Genomic DNA, 16,133 nt, shown 5'->3' on the forward strand with positions numbered 1-16,133 from the left:
AGTTAGTTGGAGATGAGGTTTATCCATGTTTAGCAAGCTTTGGAACAAAAAACATACCAGATTTGCATGTATATTTGCTATGGGGTTGATTGTTGCATTATTTACGTTCGCCCCTTACATCTATCGTTTTTTCTCACAAGGCATTGTGTTTAGTGGTTCAGGCGATGGTTATAGACAAATGATGCCATTTCAAATGTATTTATATGAACATTTTACAAAATTCAAAAGTTTCTATGACCATTCATTTGGTTTAGGTGGTGACTATGTTAAAGGGTTATCTTACTATTACGCTACATCACCCTTTACCTTAATTAATTTCATAATCATTTGGTTATGCGATTTTGTCTTTAAAATTAATCCACATCACATTGAATTTTGGGCATATAATCAGTTGATTGTTTCGTATTTTAAAGCTGCAATTACATTTGTTTGTGCGTTTTATTTTTTTAGATACTTAAAATTTAAATTTAATCATACATTAGTTGCTGCCTTTTTATATGCAGCTTCTACAGTTGTCATTCACTTTAATTTCACTTGGTCATATTATGGAGATTTATTAATTTTTTTACCCTTATCATTATTAGCAATTGAAAGATTCTTTAAAGAAAAGAAAATAGGTTTATTTATTATTGCAATTAGCCTAACGTTATTTTCTAATTTTTACTTTAGTTATTATGAAGCAATCATTTTAATGAGTTATTATATTTATCGATGTCTATTTCCACATCCTTTAGATAAAGTGACCATCAAACAAAAGCTATGGATTATACCAATTGCAGTAATACTTAGCACTTTAGTAGGTATATGGGGATTTTATACTGGTGTTTCATCATTTCTTGCTAATGACCGAGTCAGTAACCCATATTTTAAAATACCTCTATTTACTGATTTTGCACGACAAAAACATTTTTTCTCATATGGTTTTTACATAACTGTATCACTACTTGCACTTATAGCATTGTTATCATTCAAATTATATAAGCATTATTATTATAGGTTATTTGCAATCGCGACTTGGATTATGTTGTTAGGTTCATTAACACCCTACTTTGACAGTATGTTCAATGGATTCTCAACACCAGAACGTCGTTGGATTTATATTTTCGCACTAACAACCGCAGGATTAATTGCCTTATTTATCCGTTATCTGAATGAAGTAACATTTAAATCTTTCGTTACCTCTAGCATTGTACCGTTGCTGATAATGACGACTAGCTTATATTTCAAACAAAATTTACATATCACTTGGATGTTGATATGTTTAATATTAATTGTACTAATCGCTATACTTTTAAAGTATAGACATTTACTACACAACAAGTATAGTTTTTGGATAATTGCCATATTATTAGTAATTCAGCAAGCTGTTATCTTAACTAACGATCATCATAATAATGTTAAAAGTTATGAATCAACCTTGGACGCCATGTCTGCATCTAAATACAAGAGTCCTACCTTAACTAAAAAAATAAATAAAATTAATAAAAATCACCAAGATGATCCACTTAGTAGAATAGATTATATGTCTAAATATGGATTAAATTCACCTATGTTATACCACTATAATGGTATCTCACTATACTCAAGTATCTTTGATGGATCAATATTGAACTACTATGATAAAACGATGCAAATTAATATGCCTATAGATAAAAACAGTACTTACCGTTTATTGTCCAACCGAGCAAATTTAATGGCACTTTGGAACGTTAACGATCGCATACGTCGTCCTAATGATTTAAACATTCCGTATGGGTTTAAGATACAAGATACAATTTACCATTCGAAAAATGAGCCTTTTATTCATTCAACAAATCAGATTAACTATCCAAGTGCACATTTCACTGATAAAATCTATCGCAATTCAGAGCTAAAGACACCCATCGACAAGGAACACGCTATGTTAAATGGAGTCGTGTTCTCAGATTCTAATCAAAAAGCAAACAGTCATATTACACCAAGTAAAAACCTATTGCCAGAAACAACTCATAATTTACGGAATGCCTATCGAAGTGGACATAATAAAATAACTGTCACTGAAAATAATGGCGGTATGACATACCAATTTCCAAAAGAAATCAGCGACAAATATCAAGATATGTATTTAGAAATGGATGTAGAACTATTAACACCAAGCAAAAGACATTATGTAGGTGTAAATGAATATGCACAACAACGTAACGAACTAAACTATAAATATCGTCGCTTTGTAACACCTGTAACTATGCGAGTTAAAGCCGATCAAGACTTGAAAATAAGAATGCCTAAAGGTACATATCGACTCAATGTAAAGGGCATATATGGTGAAGATTATCGTACCTTAAAGCGTGCGACGCGTTCATTAGATAAAGTGGCTGTAAAACAAACACGAAACGGCTACACGATACGACATAACACAAATAAAGATGGATATGTAGTACTACCTATTGCATATAGTAAAGGCATGCAGGCCAAATCAGGATCACAAGCGTTACCAGTCAAAAAAGGTAATGGGATTATGACCGTTATACCAGTTAATAAAGGTCAATCAACTATTAAATTAACCTATACGCCTCCACACACAATCCTATTAATAATACTTAGTATACTTGGCATTATACTTAGCATCATTTTTACTAAAATAGTATCAAAATTGAAATAAACATTTTTTGATAATTATATCGAAACAGATTAAGAGATACTTTATATTTTTTATTTAACAGACATCATCATGTAATTTAGTGCTTTTGCTTAAATTACATGATGATGTCTTTGATTTTATAGTATTTTAGCGAGACGCAGTGGAAGAACAGGTCAAATTGAAAACTATAGGCGTAATCTGCTCCCTAGGTGAACAAACTGACCATACAAAGTATTAAATAAAAATAGAGGAATCTTATACAATAACTTGTACAAGATTCCTCTATATTTTCAAGTGATACCCAATTTGGCACACCTTTTTTATTTCTTATTTGCTGATTAACGAATTTCTTTAATTCTAGCAGCTTTACCACGTAATTCACGTAAGTAGTATAATTTAGCACGACGTACTTTACCGCGACGTTTAACTTCGATTTTTTCAATCTTTGGAGTGTGTAATGGGAATGTACGTTCCACACCAACACCTGAAGAAATTTTACGTACAGTGAAAGTTTCTGAGATACCTCCACCACGGCGCTTAATTACAACACCTTCGAATACTTGGATACGCTCACGAGTACCTTCAATGATACGTACGTGTACACGTAAAGTGTCACCTGGACGGAACGTTGGTAAATCTGTGCGTAATTGTGATTGTGTTACTGCTTCGATTAATTTGTGATTACTCATTATTTATTCTCTCCTTCAACCTATGTTCTTGCCTCGACAAAATATAGCAGCGGATCATAGTGATTTTTCGTGTATTGCACACTTAAAATATATTAGCATATCGCTAATCATTTTTCAATTGCTTTTTATATCTTTCAATAATCTCGCGGTCTTTATCTGTTAACTGATAGCTTTCAAGTAAATCCGGTCGTTTTTCGTAGGTTCTAATTAGTTTTTGTTCATGACGCCACGCATCAATATGCGCATGATTTCCAGAAACTAACACGTCAGGTACGCCTAATCCTTTATAGTCTCGAGGTCGTGTGTATTGTGGAAACTCTAATAAGCCATCTTGAAATGAATCATCCTCATGTGATTGTTGATTTCCTAACACGCCTGGTATCAATCGTACAATAGCATCAGTCATGACCATTGCTGGCAATTCACCACCAGTAAGCACATAGTCACCCATAGAAATTTCATCCGTCACTAAATGTTGCCGTATACGTTCATCATACCCTTCATAGTGACCACAAATAAATACAAGATGCTCCGCTTCGCTTAATTCTTGCGCGATATCTTGGTTAAACGGACGACCTTGAGGACACATTAAAACCACACGTGTGTCTGGGGTCTTATCAATACTTTCCATTGCATTGAATACAGGTTCAGGTTTCAATACCATGCCTTGACCACCACCAAATGGATAGTCATCAACTTGACCATGTTTATTTTCAGCAAAATTTCTAAAGTTTACAGTATTTACCTGTAACACTGATTTCTCTTGAGCACGTTTTAAAATCGAATGACTCAAAACGCCCTCAAACATTTCTGGAAAAAGTGTTAAAAAATCTATTTTCATTAATCTAACAATCCTTCCATTGGTGTTATTGTGATACTTCTACCTTCCACATCGACATCTTTAACCACATCAGCAATATACGGAATAAGATATTCTTTATTACCTTTAACAACCCAAACATCGTTAGCACCAGTTTCAAATATTTCTGTCACACGTCCAATTGCAGTTCCTTCATCATCAAATACAGTACAACCTATTATATCTGAATAGAAATATTCATGTTCGGCTAATTCTATCTCATCATGATCACGTTCTTGTAATAATGTTGCACCCTTTAAATATTCTATATCATTAATATTATTAATTCCTTCAAACTTAAGCATATGCAAGCCTTTATGCATTCTGTGGCTACTAATCTTAAACGTTTCTGCTTCTTTACCCTCAGCTTGAATTATTACAGATTCTCCCGGTTGGAATCGAGTATCTGTAAAATCAGAATGTGATTTAATCTTAATTTCACCTTTAACACCATGTGTGTTTACAAATTTACCAATTTCAACTTTCATTATTTTTCCTCCGTCATCATTACAACTATCTTCATAGGTAATGAAACTAAATAAAATTCGTAATCCATTATAACATGGATTGAGATAGCTGTAATACGTTATCGTATAGAAGTAGTGTTTACTAAAATAAATAAAAATTATTCAAGTAACTCGAACAACTAATACAGTATTTCTTATTAGCAAGCCGCTAATTTCAGGCAATAAGTATTTTATTTCTAAGCTTAATATTACGGCTTAAATCACCCTATTTACCGTTTAGCCTTCAAATTCAATATTGACCAATAAAAAAAGATGATTTCTACTTTAGATAAAAGTAAAAATCATCTTCTAGACTATGTTATAACCTTCTAGTTCTAACATATTTAAAATAAATCAATACGTTCGATTTATTATTATTTTTGTTCGTCGAATTTTTTCAAGATACCTTCTCTTGATAAGATGTTACGTACAGTATCAGTTGGTTTTGCACCTTGTGATAACCATTTTAATGCTAATTCTTCGTCGATTTTAACTTCTGGTGCATTTACATTGTTAGGGTTGTAAGTACCGATTTGTTCGATGTTACGACCGTCACGTGGCGCACGAGCATCAGCTGCTACAATACGATAGAATGGATTTCTTTTTGAACCTAAACGTGTTAAACGTAATTTAACTGCCATTTATATTCTCTCCTTTATGTTCTTAATATTTTTATTTTCTACAAGAAATAATATTAACAGTTCTGTAGTACTTTGTAAAGAGTTTTTTCTTTACCAATATTGAATCTATATTTTTAAACTGTGACTTTTAGTCATACACCTGATTTGTATTTAAATTTAAACTTTTGCACAACTTGACATGGTTTATTAAAAGCTATACATTGAAGTTAAATTAAATAACGCATGCACTAGGGGTGTTTTTTAAAACTGAGATGAGCAAAACTCAAACCCTTCGAACCTGATCTAGCTAAGACTAGCGTAGGAAAGTGTTACCAATATGATAATGAAACTGATAGTCTTTTTTGACGTATTCATATACTTTTTGATACACAACTTTCCTAGAGAGGGTTGTGTATTTTTTTATTTAATAAATCAATGATGAGGTGAATATATGACTAAAACAATTTTAATCACAGGTAGTAGCAGAGGGTTAGGTGCAACGATAGCAAGAACATTAGCTACACAAGGTCATAATGTAATTATAAATTATTTTAAAAGTAAAGACTTAGCTAAACAACTCGTACGTGAAATTGGTGAATCACAGGCTATCGCTTTACCAGCAGATATTACTGATAGAAACCAAGTTGATGAAATGATTGCACATGCAACAGAACATTTTGGGCAAATAGATGCGGTGGTAAATAATGCGCTTGTAGGATTTAAATTTGATCCCACTGCACAAAAAGCATTTATAGACTTAAGTTGGGATGACTATCAACAACAACTCGACGGCACGTTAAAAGGAGCATTCAATGTGACTCAAGCAGTCATTAAACAATTTATCACAAGAGAAACAGGAACAATTGTTTCGATTGGTACAAACCTTTATCAAAATCCAGTCGTACCTTACCATGAATATACCACTGCAAAAGCAGGTTTAATAGGATTCACACGAAATATCGCCGCTGAATTAGGTCAATATGGTATTAATGCAAATGTTGTATCTGGTGGTTTACTAAAGACGACTGACGCAAGTGCAGTGACGACACAAGAAGTATTTGATCTTATTGCTCAAACCACGCCATTAAGACAAGTCACATCACCTCAAGATGTAGCAAATATGGTAAGCTACCTCATTTCTGATCAAGCTAAAGGGATAACCGGTCAGAACTTTACAGTTGATGGTGGATTAACAATGAATTAAGAAATGGAGGATGAATCATCTTATGACACAAACTCGTCAACTTAACATCGGTGTACTAATTTATGGATGCGGTCATCATCAAGCGGCTTGGCGTATGAGCAATTCAAGTGTTGAACGTATAGGAGATATCTCGTATTATCAATCATTAGCTCAAATTGCAGAACGTGGATTATTTGATGCGATATTTTTTGCAGATAATCAATCTTTTCCAGCACAATCACCAAGTGATATGCCCGCATTTTGGTTTGACCCTTTGGTCAATTTAGCTGCAATAGCCCAAGTTACGCAACACGTTGGCTTAGTTGCAACGATTTCCAGTACCTTTGCTAATCCATATACAGCAGCTAGACAACTCTTAAGTATTGATCATATGAGTAACGGACGTGCAGGTTGGAACTTAGTAACATCTATGACTGATTTAGAAGCAGCAAACCACAGTATGGAGCGTCTACCAGATCATGATACGCGCTATGAAAAAGCAGACGAATTCGCTCAAGTCATGAATCTGTTATTAGATTCGTGGACAACGGCAGATTTCTTACATAATAAAGCAGAAAATACTTTAATCAACGCTGATGCAATTCAGCCAATTCATTTTAAAGGTCATTATTTCGATGTCCAAGGACCACTAACGACACCTGGAAGTCCTCAAGGCAAACCCATTGCAATGCAAGCTGGTGCCTCAGATCAAGGTATCACACTAGCAACTAAGTATGCAGATGCTGTCTATGCAGTCGCTTGGAACCTAAAGCAAGCTACAGCATTTCGCCAAAAATTAAATAACAAATTAACATCGGTTGGAAAACCAACGAACAGCTTAAAGGTGTATCCAGGTTTAGTTACCTATGTCGGAGAAACTTATGCTGAAGCTTACGCCAAAAAACGTCAATTGGACGAGTCCTTAGCCATTGATACAGCATTAAATCAATTAAAGTTCTTTATTCGCCAAGATTGTCATAGTTGGGATTTAGACGAACCTATTCCACCATTACCACCTGTAGAGAACTTTACAGGACCCAAAGGTCGTTACCAAACTGTACTAGAAATTATCAATGATAAAAATCCTACACTGCGTGAATTATTGGGTTACCTTAGCGCTGGTGGCGGACATTTAACGTTGATAGGTACACCTACTCAAATCGTTGACGAAATGGAAAAATGGTTTAATGCTGGTGTTGCAGACGGTTTTAACTTAATGCCACCGGTGTTCCCTAATAGTTTAGAAGATTTCGTTGATTATATCGTACCTGAATTACAAAAACGAGGACTTTATCGCATTGAATATGAAGGGACTACATTTAGAGAAAATCTTGGACTTTTGTAAAAATATTTCTGTAACTTTAACACATTGAAATACAATGCATTCAATTAGTATAATTAACTATGATTACATGTAGTAGCATTACAATAACAAGTGTACTATTGTTCTTGATAACCATTAGTTTATTACTCACATTAATAGTAATAATTCCATAGATAAATCAGCAATATGAATACAAAACATAAATAAAAAACCCCTTCAAAGTTATCAAATCATTGATTACCTTGAAGGGATTTCTCTTTTTCAAATTAATAGTAATATTGCAGAATTAGGTTAGTGGATTCAACTATCATCAAGCACTAACATTGTTTATCGCACTTTATTGATTGTTAAACGGTTAAATATCTTCTAGGACTAAACTACTAAGCAAATTGAATTAGAATGGTAAGTTCATACCATTTAACATATTCTCCATTTGCTTACGTTTACCTTTTTTACCTTTTCCGCCACCAGAAAATTGTTTCATCATTTTCTTCATATCATTAAATTGTTTCATCAATCTGTTCACTTCTTGTACTGAACGTCCTGAACCTTTAGCAATACGTTTCTTACGTGATACATTTAAACTATCTGGATCATTACGTTCAGCCGGTGTCATAGATTGAATAATCGCTTTAATATGGTCGATCTGTTTCTCATCCATATTTAAGTTATTGATACCTTTCATCTTGTTCATTCCAGGAATCATTTTCATAATATCATCAAGCGGACCCAGGTTTTTGACTTGGTCTAATTGTTCCAAGAAATCCTCAAGCGTAAATGATGAAGTGCGCATTTTCTTCTCAAGATCCTTAGCTTTATCAGCATCGACATCTTGTTGAGCCTTTTCAATTAAACTTAGCACATCACCCATACCAAGTATTCTTGAAGCCATTCTTTCCGGATGGAATGGTTCCAATCCATCTAATTTTTCACTCATACCCACAAATTTAATAGGTTTTTGAGTTACAGAACGAATTGAGAGTGCTGCCCCACCACGTGTATCACCATCTAATTTAGTCAGTGTTACGCCTGTTAATTCAAGTTGCTCATCAAATGATTGCGCTACATTTACTGCGTCTTGACCTGTCATGGCATCCACAACTAACATAATTTCATTCGGTTTCGTAATTTCTTTAACATCTGTTAATTCTTGCATTAACGCTTCATCAACGTGTAAACGTCCAGCTGTATCAATAATTACAAAATCTAAATGCTCTGCTTTAGCATGTTGAATTGCATTTTCGACAATTTGTTGTGGTTTAACTTGATCTCCTTCACTATAAACAGGAATATCAATTTGCTTACCAACGGTTTGCAATTGGTCAATTGCTGCAGGTCTATAGATATCAGCTGCTACGAGCAATGGTTTTTTATTATATTTCTTTCGCATTAATAACGCTAACTTACCAGCTGTAGTTGTTTTCCCTGCACCTTGTAAACCTACCATCATAACTACTGTTGGTGGTTTATTTGCCATTGTTATCGTTGAGTTTTCCCCACCCATCAATTGAGTCAGTTCCTCTTGTACGATTTTGATTACTTGTTGACCAGGTGTTAATGACTTCATTACATCTGATCCTAAAGCTCTATCTGATACAGTTTTGATAAATTCCTTAACAACTTTAAAGTTAACATCGGCTTCTAATAACGCCAATCGCACTTCTCGCATCATAACCTTAATATCGGCTTCAGTTACTTTACCTTTGCCTCGAATCTTTTGCATTGTGTCTTGCAAGCGATCGGATAATCCTTCAAATGCCATATCAAATACCCTCCTTTTTGCTTTATATTAATTTATACTTATTCTAAATCTTCCAAAGCTTGTATATATTGTTTAATCTTCTCAGAATCATTTACATTTAATTTCATCTGTTCGTATATTTCTTGTCTTAATTCAAAATTTTTATATAAACCTAACTTTGTCTCATAATCTTCAACTAGGTCGCCAGTTCTTCTAATATTATCATACACTGCTTGTCGACTCACATCAAACGTATCAGCAATTTCACTCAACGAATAATCTTGCAAATAAAATAATTCGAGATAATTGCGTTGTTTCTTTGTTAATAGTGCTTGATAAAAATCAAACAAGTAATTCATTCTAATCGTTTTAATTAAATCATTATTTTGGCTCATCTGATCGACCTTCTACTGAACCAGTGTTAAGTTGATCAGACGTCAACTCACTATCCCCATCTTCAGACACTTCTACATTTTGTTCAATCATGTCTGCAAATAAGCCGTAAACATAACTTTCTGGGTTAAATGGTTGTAAATCATCTAATTTTTCACCTAATCCAACATATTTAACAGGTATGTGGAGCTCATTTCTAATCGCTAAGACAATACCACCTTTAGCAGTTCCGTCAAGTTTCGTTAGCACAATACCTGTCACGTTTGTAACTTCTTTGAATGATTTAGCTTGTGAAAGTGCGTTTTGACCTGTCGTTGCATCTAAGCACAACAAGACTTCATGAGGAGCATCAGGTACTGCACGACCAATGACACGTTTAACTTTTTCAAGCTCATTCATTAGGTTGGATTTATTTTGTAAACGTCCAGCTGTATCACAGATTAAGATATCGACACCCTTACTTTTGGCTGCATTAATTGCATCATACATCACTGCAGCAGGATCTGAACCTTCACTTTGGCTCGTCACTTCTACACCAACACGCTCTCCCCAAACCTTAAGTTGCTCTATTGCACCTGCTCTAAACGTATCACCTGCGGCTAGCATTACCTTTTTACCTTCAGCTTGATATCGATGTGCTAATTTACCAATTGTTGTTGTTTTACCTACACCATTGACACCAACCATTAAGATGACATTCAATCTACCATCTTCCAGATTCATGACTTCTGAATGTTCATCGTCTTGATGATAAATTTCAACAATTTTTTCAACGATAACTTCACGTAAATCTTCAGTTTCAGTGATATTTCTACGCTTTGCTTCATCGCGTAATTCTTCAACTAATTGCATTACAGTATTAAATCCGACATCTGCCGTAATTAACATTTCTTCTAATGCTTCAAAGAAGTCTTCATCTACTTTACGGTAACGCGCGATTAAGTTGTTAAGTTGTGCTTGGAAATTTTCACGAGATTTTTCTAAACCAGCTCTAAACTTAGCACCTAATTGCTGTGCTTCTATTTCTTCAAAGTCTTCAATCGAAATCAAACCATCTTCATCAAAGTCTGCTTCTTTTAACTTTTTCGGTTTCTTCTTTTCCTTTTGCTCAACTTGTTCAGCAACCTCTGAATCTTCTTGAGGCTGTCCGTCTGATTCTAATTGTTCTAATTCTTCTTGTTGCTTTGGTTCTTCACTTGAACCCGAAAATTTATCCTTTAATCGTTTGAAAAAGCTCATGCTTGTTCCTCCTCCATGACTTTATCTATCGTATTTAAATTCACGCTTACCAATTTAGAAACACCTGATTCTTGCATTGTAACACCATATAAGCAATCTGAATATTCCATCGTTCCTTTTCTATGCGTTATAACTATAAACTGTGTTTGATCTGATAAGTCTTTCAAATATTGCGCATAGCGAATAACGTTTGCCTCATCCAAAGCTGCTTCTACTTCATCTAATATTACAAATGGCGCTGAGCGTACTTGTAAGATAGCGAATAATAAGGCAATTGCACTTAGAGCACGTTCTCCACCACTAAGTAACGAGAGATGTTGTAATTTTTTACCAGGGGGCTGTACGATTATATCTACACCTGCAGTTAAATAATCATCATCTGTCAGACGCAATTCTGCTTGGCCGCCACCAAATAATGACTTGAAGACCTCAGCAAAATAACCTTGTACTGCATGGAATGTTTCTTTAAAGCGGTCTTTAACTTCCTGGTCCATCTCTTCTATTATTTGTTCTAGTGTCGTTTTAGCTGCTCTTAAATCTGTACGTTGCTCGTTTAAGAAGGTATATCTAGAGTTTATTTCTTCAAATTGTTCAATTGCATTTAAATTGACTGGTCCAAGTTCCTCAATTGACATTTTAGTTAGTTTCACCTTTTTACGAAGCGCTTCAATATCATCATCTAATTCATATAGTTCACTCGCACGTTCATAAGTTAAATGGTATGTTTCGCTTAAATGATCAATCGCATGATTAATTAGGACATCTAAACGTGACTGTTCAGATTTAATATCTTGATACCTGTTTTCTATCGATAAAATATCTTGGTTTGCTTCACTCAATTTTTGATCAGTTGTTTCAATCGTTTCATTTAACTCCAAACGTTTTTGCTTTAATGTTTCAAGTTGTTCAGTTAATTGTGCTTTGGTTTCTTTACTGTCTGTAATTTTTGTTTGAATATTGTTAAATGCCGTTTCACCTGTAACTTCATCTGAATTGAACAATTCGATTTGTTCGTCTAAACGTTGTTGTTGCTCTGAAACTTGTTGTAGTTGTTGTTTTAATTTAGCATCCGTTTGCTTTTGCGTGTTTAAACGCTCTTTGACAACGGCTAAATCTGATTTCTTTTGATGTAATTGTTGTTGTATTTGATTTGAGCTTTCCTTTCCTTCTTTGGAAAGTTTTGTAAAAACATTTATATCATTTTCTAGTTTACCTAATAAATCTTTGATTTCTTGCAAACGCTGTTTTTTATCATTTAAGGTTTGCTTACTCGTCTCACTTTGATAACCATCGTTTTTCTCAAATTGAAATTCCTCATGTTCATCTTTTAAATGCGCTTCATTTTTACGTAGTCTATCCAATTCTAATTCATAACTATGAACTTTTTGTTTAACAGTATTATATTGTTGACCTATATCAAAATATCGCTCACTGTGTTTATCTGAGTCATCTTTAATTGCTTGATATTGTTGCTCAAATTCAACAGTTTGACGTTGATAATCTTCAAGTTGTGCGCGCATTGTAGCAAGTTCATCCTTTTGAGATAGGATACTTTTAGTCTTACGATCACCGCCACCAGTCATAGAACCACCTGGATTAACAATATCTCCATCTAATGTCACAATTCTCGTACGATAACGAATTGTTCTTGCTAAATCATTTGCATGTTTCAATTCTTTAACAATAATTGTATTGCCAAGTAAATTCTGGACAACATTTTGATAAGCATCACTAGTTGATACTGCTTGAGATGCTATATTGACAAATCCTTCAGCTTTTTGTGCTGCAGATAAAATTTCTTGGCTAAGTTGTCTCGGTTGAATGACATTTAACGGCAAGAAAGTCGCACGACCCAGTCCATGTTGCTTTAAATATTGAATTGCTTGTCGTCCATCCTTTTCAGTTTCTACAATAACATGTTGTAATGATGCACCTAATGCTGTTTCAATTGCCTTAGTTAAATCAGATGGTACTTGTACTACTTCCGCAACCGCACCATGAATACCAGAAAGTTTGTCCTTCTTCGCTTTTAAAATATGTTTTACACCATTGAAAAAGTAACTATAATCTTCTTGTTGTGTTGCCAAACTATCAATTCGAGATTTTAATTTTTCATTATAGCGATATGCTTGATGTAATTTGTCTTCATATGTTGTTTGTTGTTGTTTCAGTTGCGTCAATTTACGTTCACATTGAGCAGATTCAGTTTCTAATTCCTTTAATTCCTTTTGCGCACCTTTATATTGTTCTTCTACTGCATTTATTTCTGCTTGTATCGACTTTAATTGTTCAAATGCTTCAATTAATCTTGAATCTAACCTAGATTGTTTAGATTCATTTTCTTGAATTGTATGTTCTAAAAATCGAATATCATTGTTTACATCTGATTGTTCAGACATCAATTGATAATATTCGTCTTTAATTTGTTCTAGTTTTTCATCATGTTGTTCATCAGATACGTATAATTGTGATTCTAATAATTGTATCGTCTCGTTTAATTCCTTTTGTTGCGCTTTCAATTGACTCAGTTGTGTCTTGGCCTCATGTTGTTCTGCTTCTAGTTGTTCTTTCTGACTTTCTAAACTTGCTTGTTCTTCTTCAAAACGAGCATTCGTTTCTGATTGATTTTTTTTGCGTTCTTCAAGTAAATTGAGTTGGCCAGAATACTTTTCAACATCTTCTGTCGCTTTAACTAATTGATAATTTAGTGACTCCACTGTATCATCAAGCTGCTGTCTTTCAGATTTAAATTTATTTAAAGCATTAGTATGTTGTACTTTTTCAGCATCTTTTGCTTCTTGTTGACTTTTAAGTTGATTTAAATTGTCATCTAATTCATGAATATTTTTATTATAGTTTGCAATATCATGCACCGTTACAAGAACATCACTACGTTCCATTTCTTGAGAAAGATGCTTATATTCTTTAGCTATCGCCGCTTCTTCTCTTAATGGTTCAACTCTACCTTCTAAATCATATAAAATATCTTCCACTCTAGATAAATTGTCTTCAGTTTGATTTAGTTTCTGCATCGAAGCTGCTTTACGCTTTTTATATTTTAATACACCAGCAGACTCTTCTAATATTTGCCTTCTATCTACTGGCTTAGCATTTAATATTTCATCCACTCTACCTTGTGAGATAATACTAAACGCTTCTTTTCCTAATCCTGAGTCTAAAAATAAATCCGTAATATCCTTTAATCTAGCGCGGTCATTATTCAAATAATATTCACTTTCACCACTGCGGTACAATCTGCGCGTAACTACAACATCTGTGGCATCAATTTGTAATTTACCAGCACTATTATCAAGCTTCAATTTTACTTCCGCATAATTTTGAGCCTTTCGATGTTCAGCTCCTGAGAAAATGATATCTTCCATCTTCGCCCCGCGTAACGACTTTGCAGATTGCTCTCCTAGCACCCACTTAATCGCATCGGTGATATTACTTTTCCCACTACCGTTAGGCCCTACTATCGCTGTAACACCCTCATCAAATTGTACGTTTGTGTGTTCAGCAAACGACTTAAACCCAACAGCATCTATTGATTTCAAATATACCATGCTATTCTCCTTAAAAAATTACATTGCATTGATTAAATAAACAATGTATTGATTATTCCAAACTGCTTTAATAACAAAGCTATTTAACTTTATTCTTTAATGATTTATAAGCACGTTCTGCTGCTTTTTGTTCTGATTCCTTTTTGGTTTTACCTTTACCTTCAGCTACTGCTGTTCCTTCTAGGATTACTTCTGAAGTAAATAAGCGGTGATGTGCTGGACCCTCTTCATTTATTAATCTATAAGTTACATCACCCTTATTTTGACGATGTACATACTCTTGAAATTGTGTTTTAAAGTCTACCACGCCTTCAAGTTCATCATCTTCAACAAACGGGAAGATTGTCTTTTCTGCAAATTTCCATACAGATGGCAAACCTTGATCTAGATATAACGCACCTACAAAAGCTTCGAAAGCATCAGACACGAGCGACGGTCTCGTACGACCACCCGTTTTTTCTTCACCTTTACCTAATAGAATTAAATTATTTAAGTGAATTTTTTTCGCAAATATTACAAGTGAGGGCTCACAAACAATTGTTGCACGCATCTTTGTTAAATTACCTTCTGGCAATTCTGGGTATTTATCGAACAAATAACGTGAAACCGTCAATTCTAATACCGCATCTCCTAAAAATTCTAATCTTTCATTGTGATCTAAACGATTCATATTAAAATCATTTATAAAACTAGAGTGAGAAAATGCTTGTTGATATAAATCAATTTGATTAAAATTCAAATCTAATTCTTGCATTTTTTCAGCAAACCTCGTTTGGAATGCTTGAACCATTTCCTTTTTTTTATAATTGGTCAATCTCTTTCCTCCTCAGATTTAGAGCTAATCTATTATATACCCTTACATTTTACGTGATTTGTACATAAAACTAAAGAGAAAACTGTTTTAAAAAAACGATAGTAAAACAGCCAACAACACGTCGGGTATTTTACATTGATATTCTCTAAAAATAACAATCGTTGTACTTTTTTAACAATAAAAAATCTGAGCCGTATCTTATAACGACTCAGATATGTGTTTATTATTTTTCAATGCTATTAATAAATTTAACTGCATCACCAACAGTGTTGATTTTTTCAGCTTCTTCATCAGGAATTTCAGTACCAAACTCGTCTTCTAATTCCATAACTAATTCAGCGATATCAAGTGAGTCAGCGCCTAAATCATCTTTGAAAGATGCTTCTTCAGTTACCTTTTCAGCGTCAACTCCTAATCGGTCAACGATGATATCTTTTACTTTGTCAAAGTTTTCCACGTCGATTCACCTCCTTCTAAAAGTTTACTTATAGACTTTTTTATTTTCCCATTTTATCGATTGAAATACAAGTAGTATTTCAACGCTCCAAATGGGAAGTGAATAAATTTACAAGTTAATTC

Annotated in this window: 13 protein-coding genes and 1 riboswitch; of the genes, 3 read left to right on the forward strand and 10 right to left on the reverse strand. The window is 33.9% G+C overall.

All coding sequences use genetic code 11. From position 1 onward, the window contains the following. Nucleotides 1-25: 25 nt before the first annotated feature. Nucleotides 26-2,641, forward strand: coding sequence for a YfhO family protein (locus tag JN168_RS08040; protein WP_229367148.1), 2,616 nt, complete (start codon nucleotides 26-28; stop codon nucleotides 2,639-2,641). A 317-nt stretch (nucleotides 2,642-2,958) separates the two neighbouring features. Here the strand turns inward: JN168_RS08040 and rplS are convergent, their stop codons facing one another. The 4 genes from rplS to rpsP all read right to left on the reverse strand — a co-directional run bounded on the left by rplS (nucleotide 2,959) and on the right by rpsP (nucleotide 5,315). Then, nucleotides 2,959-3,309, reverse strand: a complete 351-nt coding sequence (gene rplS, locus JN168_RS08045; RefSeq protein ID WP_042738870.1) for a 50S ribosomal protein L19 — start codon at nucleotides 3,307-3,309, stop codon at nucleotides 2,959-2,961. Nucleotides 3,310-3,412: 103 nt separating this feature from the next. Continuing rightward, nucleotides 3,413-4,150, reverse strand: coding sequence for a tRNA (guanosine(37)-N1)-methyltransferase TrmD (trmD, locus tag JN168_RS08050; protein ID WP_042738871.1), 738 nt, complete (start codon nucleotides 4,148-4,150; stop codon nucleotides 3,413-3,415). After that, a complete protein-coding gene (rimM, locus tag JN168_RS08055) occupies nucleotides 4,150-4,656 on the reverse strand; it encodes a ribosome maturation factor RimM (RefSeq protein WP_042738872.1) in 507 nt (168 codons plus the stop codon). Before rimM ends, trmD begins: the two co-directional genes overlap by 1 nt. A 392-nt stretch (nucleotides 4,657-5,048) precedes the next feature. Beyond that, the gene (rpsP, locus tag JN168_RS08060; protein ID WP_042738873.1) at nucleotides 5,049-5,315 is read right to left on the reverse strand and encodes a 30S ribosomal protein S16; all 267 of its coding nucleotides are present in this window, start codon (nucleotides 5,313-5,315) and stop codon (nucleotides 5,049-5,051) included. Nucleotides 5,316-5,534: 219 nt separating this feature from the next. After that, nucleotides 5,535-5,636: riboswitch (TPP riboswitch) on the forward strand. A gap of 109 nt (nucleotides 5,637-5,745) precedes the next feature. On the opposite strand from rpsP, the gene JN168_RS08065 reads away from it, so the two are divergent. After that, nucleotides 5,746-6,498 carry a 3-oxoacyl-ACP reductase gene (locus JN168_RS08065; RefSeq protein WP_229367147.1) on the forward strand — a complete coding sequence of 251 codons (753 nt, stop codon included), beginning with the start codon at nucleotides 5,746-5,748 and terminating at the stop codon, nucleotides 6,496-6,498. A 22-nt stretch (nucleotides 6,499-6,520) separates the two neighbouring features. Beyond that, complete coding sequence (locus tag JN168_RS08070; RefSeq protein ID WP_279525751.1) at nucleotides 6,521-7,822, forward strand: LLM class flavin-dependent oxidoreductase; 1,302 nt, start codon at nucleotides 6,521-6,523, stop codon at nucleotides 7,820-7,822. A 373-nt stretch (nucleotides 7,823-8,195) separates the two neighbouring features. Here JN168_RS08070 and ffh read toward each other — a convergent pair whose 3' ends face one another. From ffh to JN168_RS08100, 6 genes are all read right to left on the reverse strand, one after another. Further along, nucleotides 8,196-9,563 carry a signal recognition particle protein gene (gene ffh / locus JN168_RS08075; protein ID WP_042738876.1) on the reverse strand — a complete coding sequence of 456 codons (1,368 nt, stop codon included), beginning with the start codon at nucleotides 9,561-9,563 and terminating at the stop codon, nucleotides 8,196-8,198. A gap of 38 nt (nucleotides 9,564-9,601) precedes the next feature. Continuing rightward, nucleotides 9,602-9,937, reverse strand: coding sequence for a putative DNA-binding protein (locus JN168_RS08080; protein WP_042738877.1), 336 nt, complete (start codon nucleotides 9,935-9,937; stop codon nucleotides 9,602-9,604). Further along, nucleotides 9,924-11,174 carry a signal recognition particle-docking protein FtsY gene (gene ftsY, locus JN168_RS08085; protein WP_042738878.1) on the reverse strand — a complete coding sequence of 417 codons (1,251 nt, stop codon included), beginning with the start codon at nucleotides 11,172-11,174 and terminating at the stop codon, nucleotides 9,924-9,926. Before ftsY ends, JN168_RS08080 begins: the two co-directional genes overlap by 14 nt. Further along, a complete protein-coding gene (gene smc / locus JN168_RS08090; RefSeq protein WP_042738879.1) occupies nucleotides 11,171-14,740 on the reverse strand; it encodes a chromosome segregation protein SMC in 3,570 nt (1,189 codons plus the stop codon). The genes ftsY and smc overlap by 4 nt, the downstream gene beginning before the upstream one ends. Nucleotides 14,741-14,819: 79 nt before the next feature. Further along, nucleotides 14,820-15,530, reverse strand: coding sequence for a ribonuclease III (gene rnc / locus JN168_RS08095; protein WP_411841283.1), 711 nt, complete (start codon nucleotides 15,528-15,530; stop codon nucleotides 14,820-14,822). 247 nt (nucleotides 15,531-15,777) lie between these two features. Next, nucleotides 15,778-16,011: an acyl carrier protein gene (locus tag JN168_RS08100; RefSeq protein WP_042738881.1), complete on the reverse strand. Its 234-nt coding sequence runs from the start codon at nucleotides 16,009-16,011 to the stop codon at nucleotides 15,778-15,780. Nucleotides 16,012-16,133 lie beyond the last annotated feature (122 nt).

This window comes from Staphylococcus gallinarum (assembly GCF_029774255.1).
Lineage (GTDB): Bacteria > Bacillota > Bacilli > Staphylococcales > Staphylococcaceae > Staphylococcus > Staphylococcus gallinarum.

Coding starts and splice junctions, on each gene's coding strand:
- JN168_RS08080 (WP_042738877.1), bottom strand. CDS start 9,937: ATGAGCCAAAATAATGATTTAATTAAAACGATTAGAATGAATTACTTG.
- smc (WP_042738879.1), bottom strand. CDS start 14,740: ATGGTATATTTGAAATCAATAGATGCTGTTGGGTTTAAGTCGTTTGCT.
- JN168_RS08070 (WP_279525751.1), top strand. CDS start 6,521: ATGACACAAACTCGTCAACTTAACATCGGTGTACTAATTTATGGATGC.
- ffh (WP_042738876.1), bottom strand. CDS start 9,563: ATGGCATTTGAAGGATTATCCGATCGCTTGCAAGACACAATGCAAAAG.
- rnc (WP_411841283.1), bottom strand. CDS start 15,530: ATGGTTCAAGCATTCCAAACGAGGTTTGCTGAAAAAATGCAAGAATTA.
- rpsP (WP_042738873.1), bottom strand. CDS start 5,315: ATGGCAGTTAAATTACGTTTAACACGTTTAGGTTCAAAAAGAAATCCA.
- ftsY (WP_042738878.1), bottom strand. CDS start 11,174: ATGAGCTTTTTCAAACGATTAAAGGATAAATTTTCGGGTTCAAGTGAA.
- trmD (WP_042738871.1), bottom strand. CDS start 4,150: ATGAAAATAGATTTTTTAACACTTTTTCCAGAAATGTTTGAGGGCGTT.
- rimM (WP_042738872.1), bottom strand. CDS start 4,656: ATGAAAGTTGAAATTGGTAAATTTGTAAACACACATGGTGTTAAAGGT.
- JN168_RS08065 (WP_229367147.1), top strand. CDS start 5,746: ATGACTAAAACAATTTTAATCACAGGTAGTAGCAGAGGGTTAGGTGCA.
- JN168_RS08040 (WP_229367148.1), top strand. CDS start 26: ATGTTTAGCAAGCTTTGGAACAAAAAACATACCAGATTTGCATGTATA.
- rplS (WP_042738870.1), bottom strand. CDS start 3,309: ATGAGTAATCACAAATTAATCGAAGCAGTAACACAATCACAATTACGC.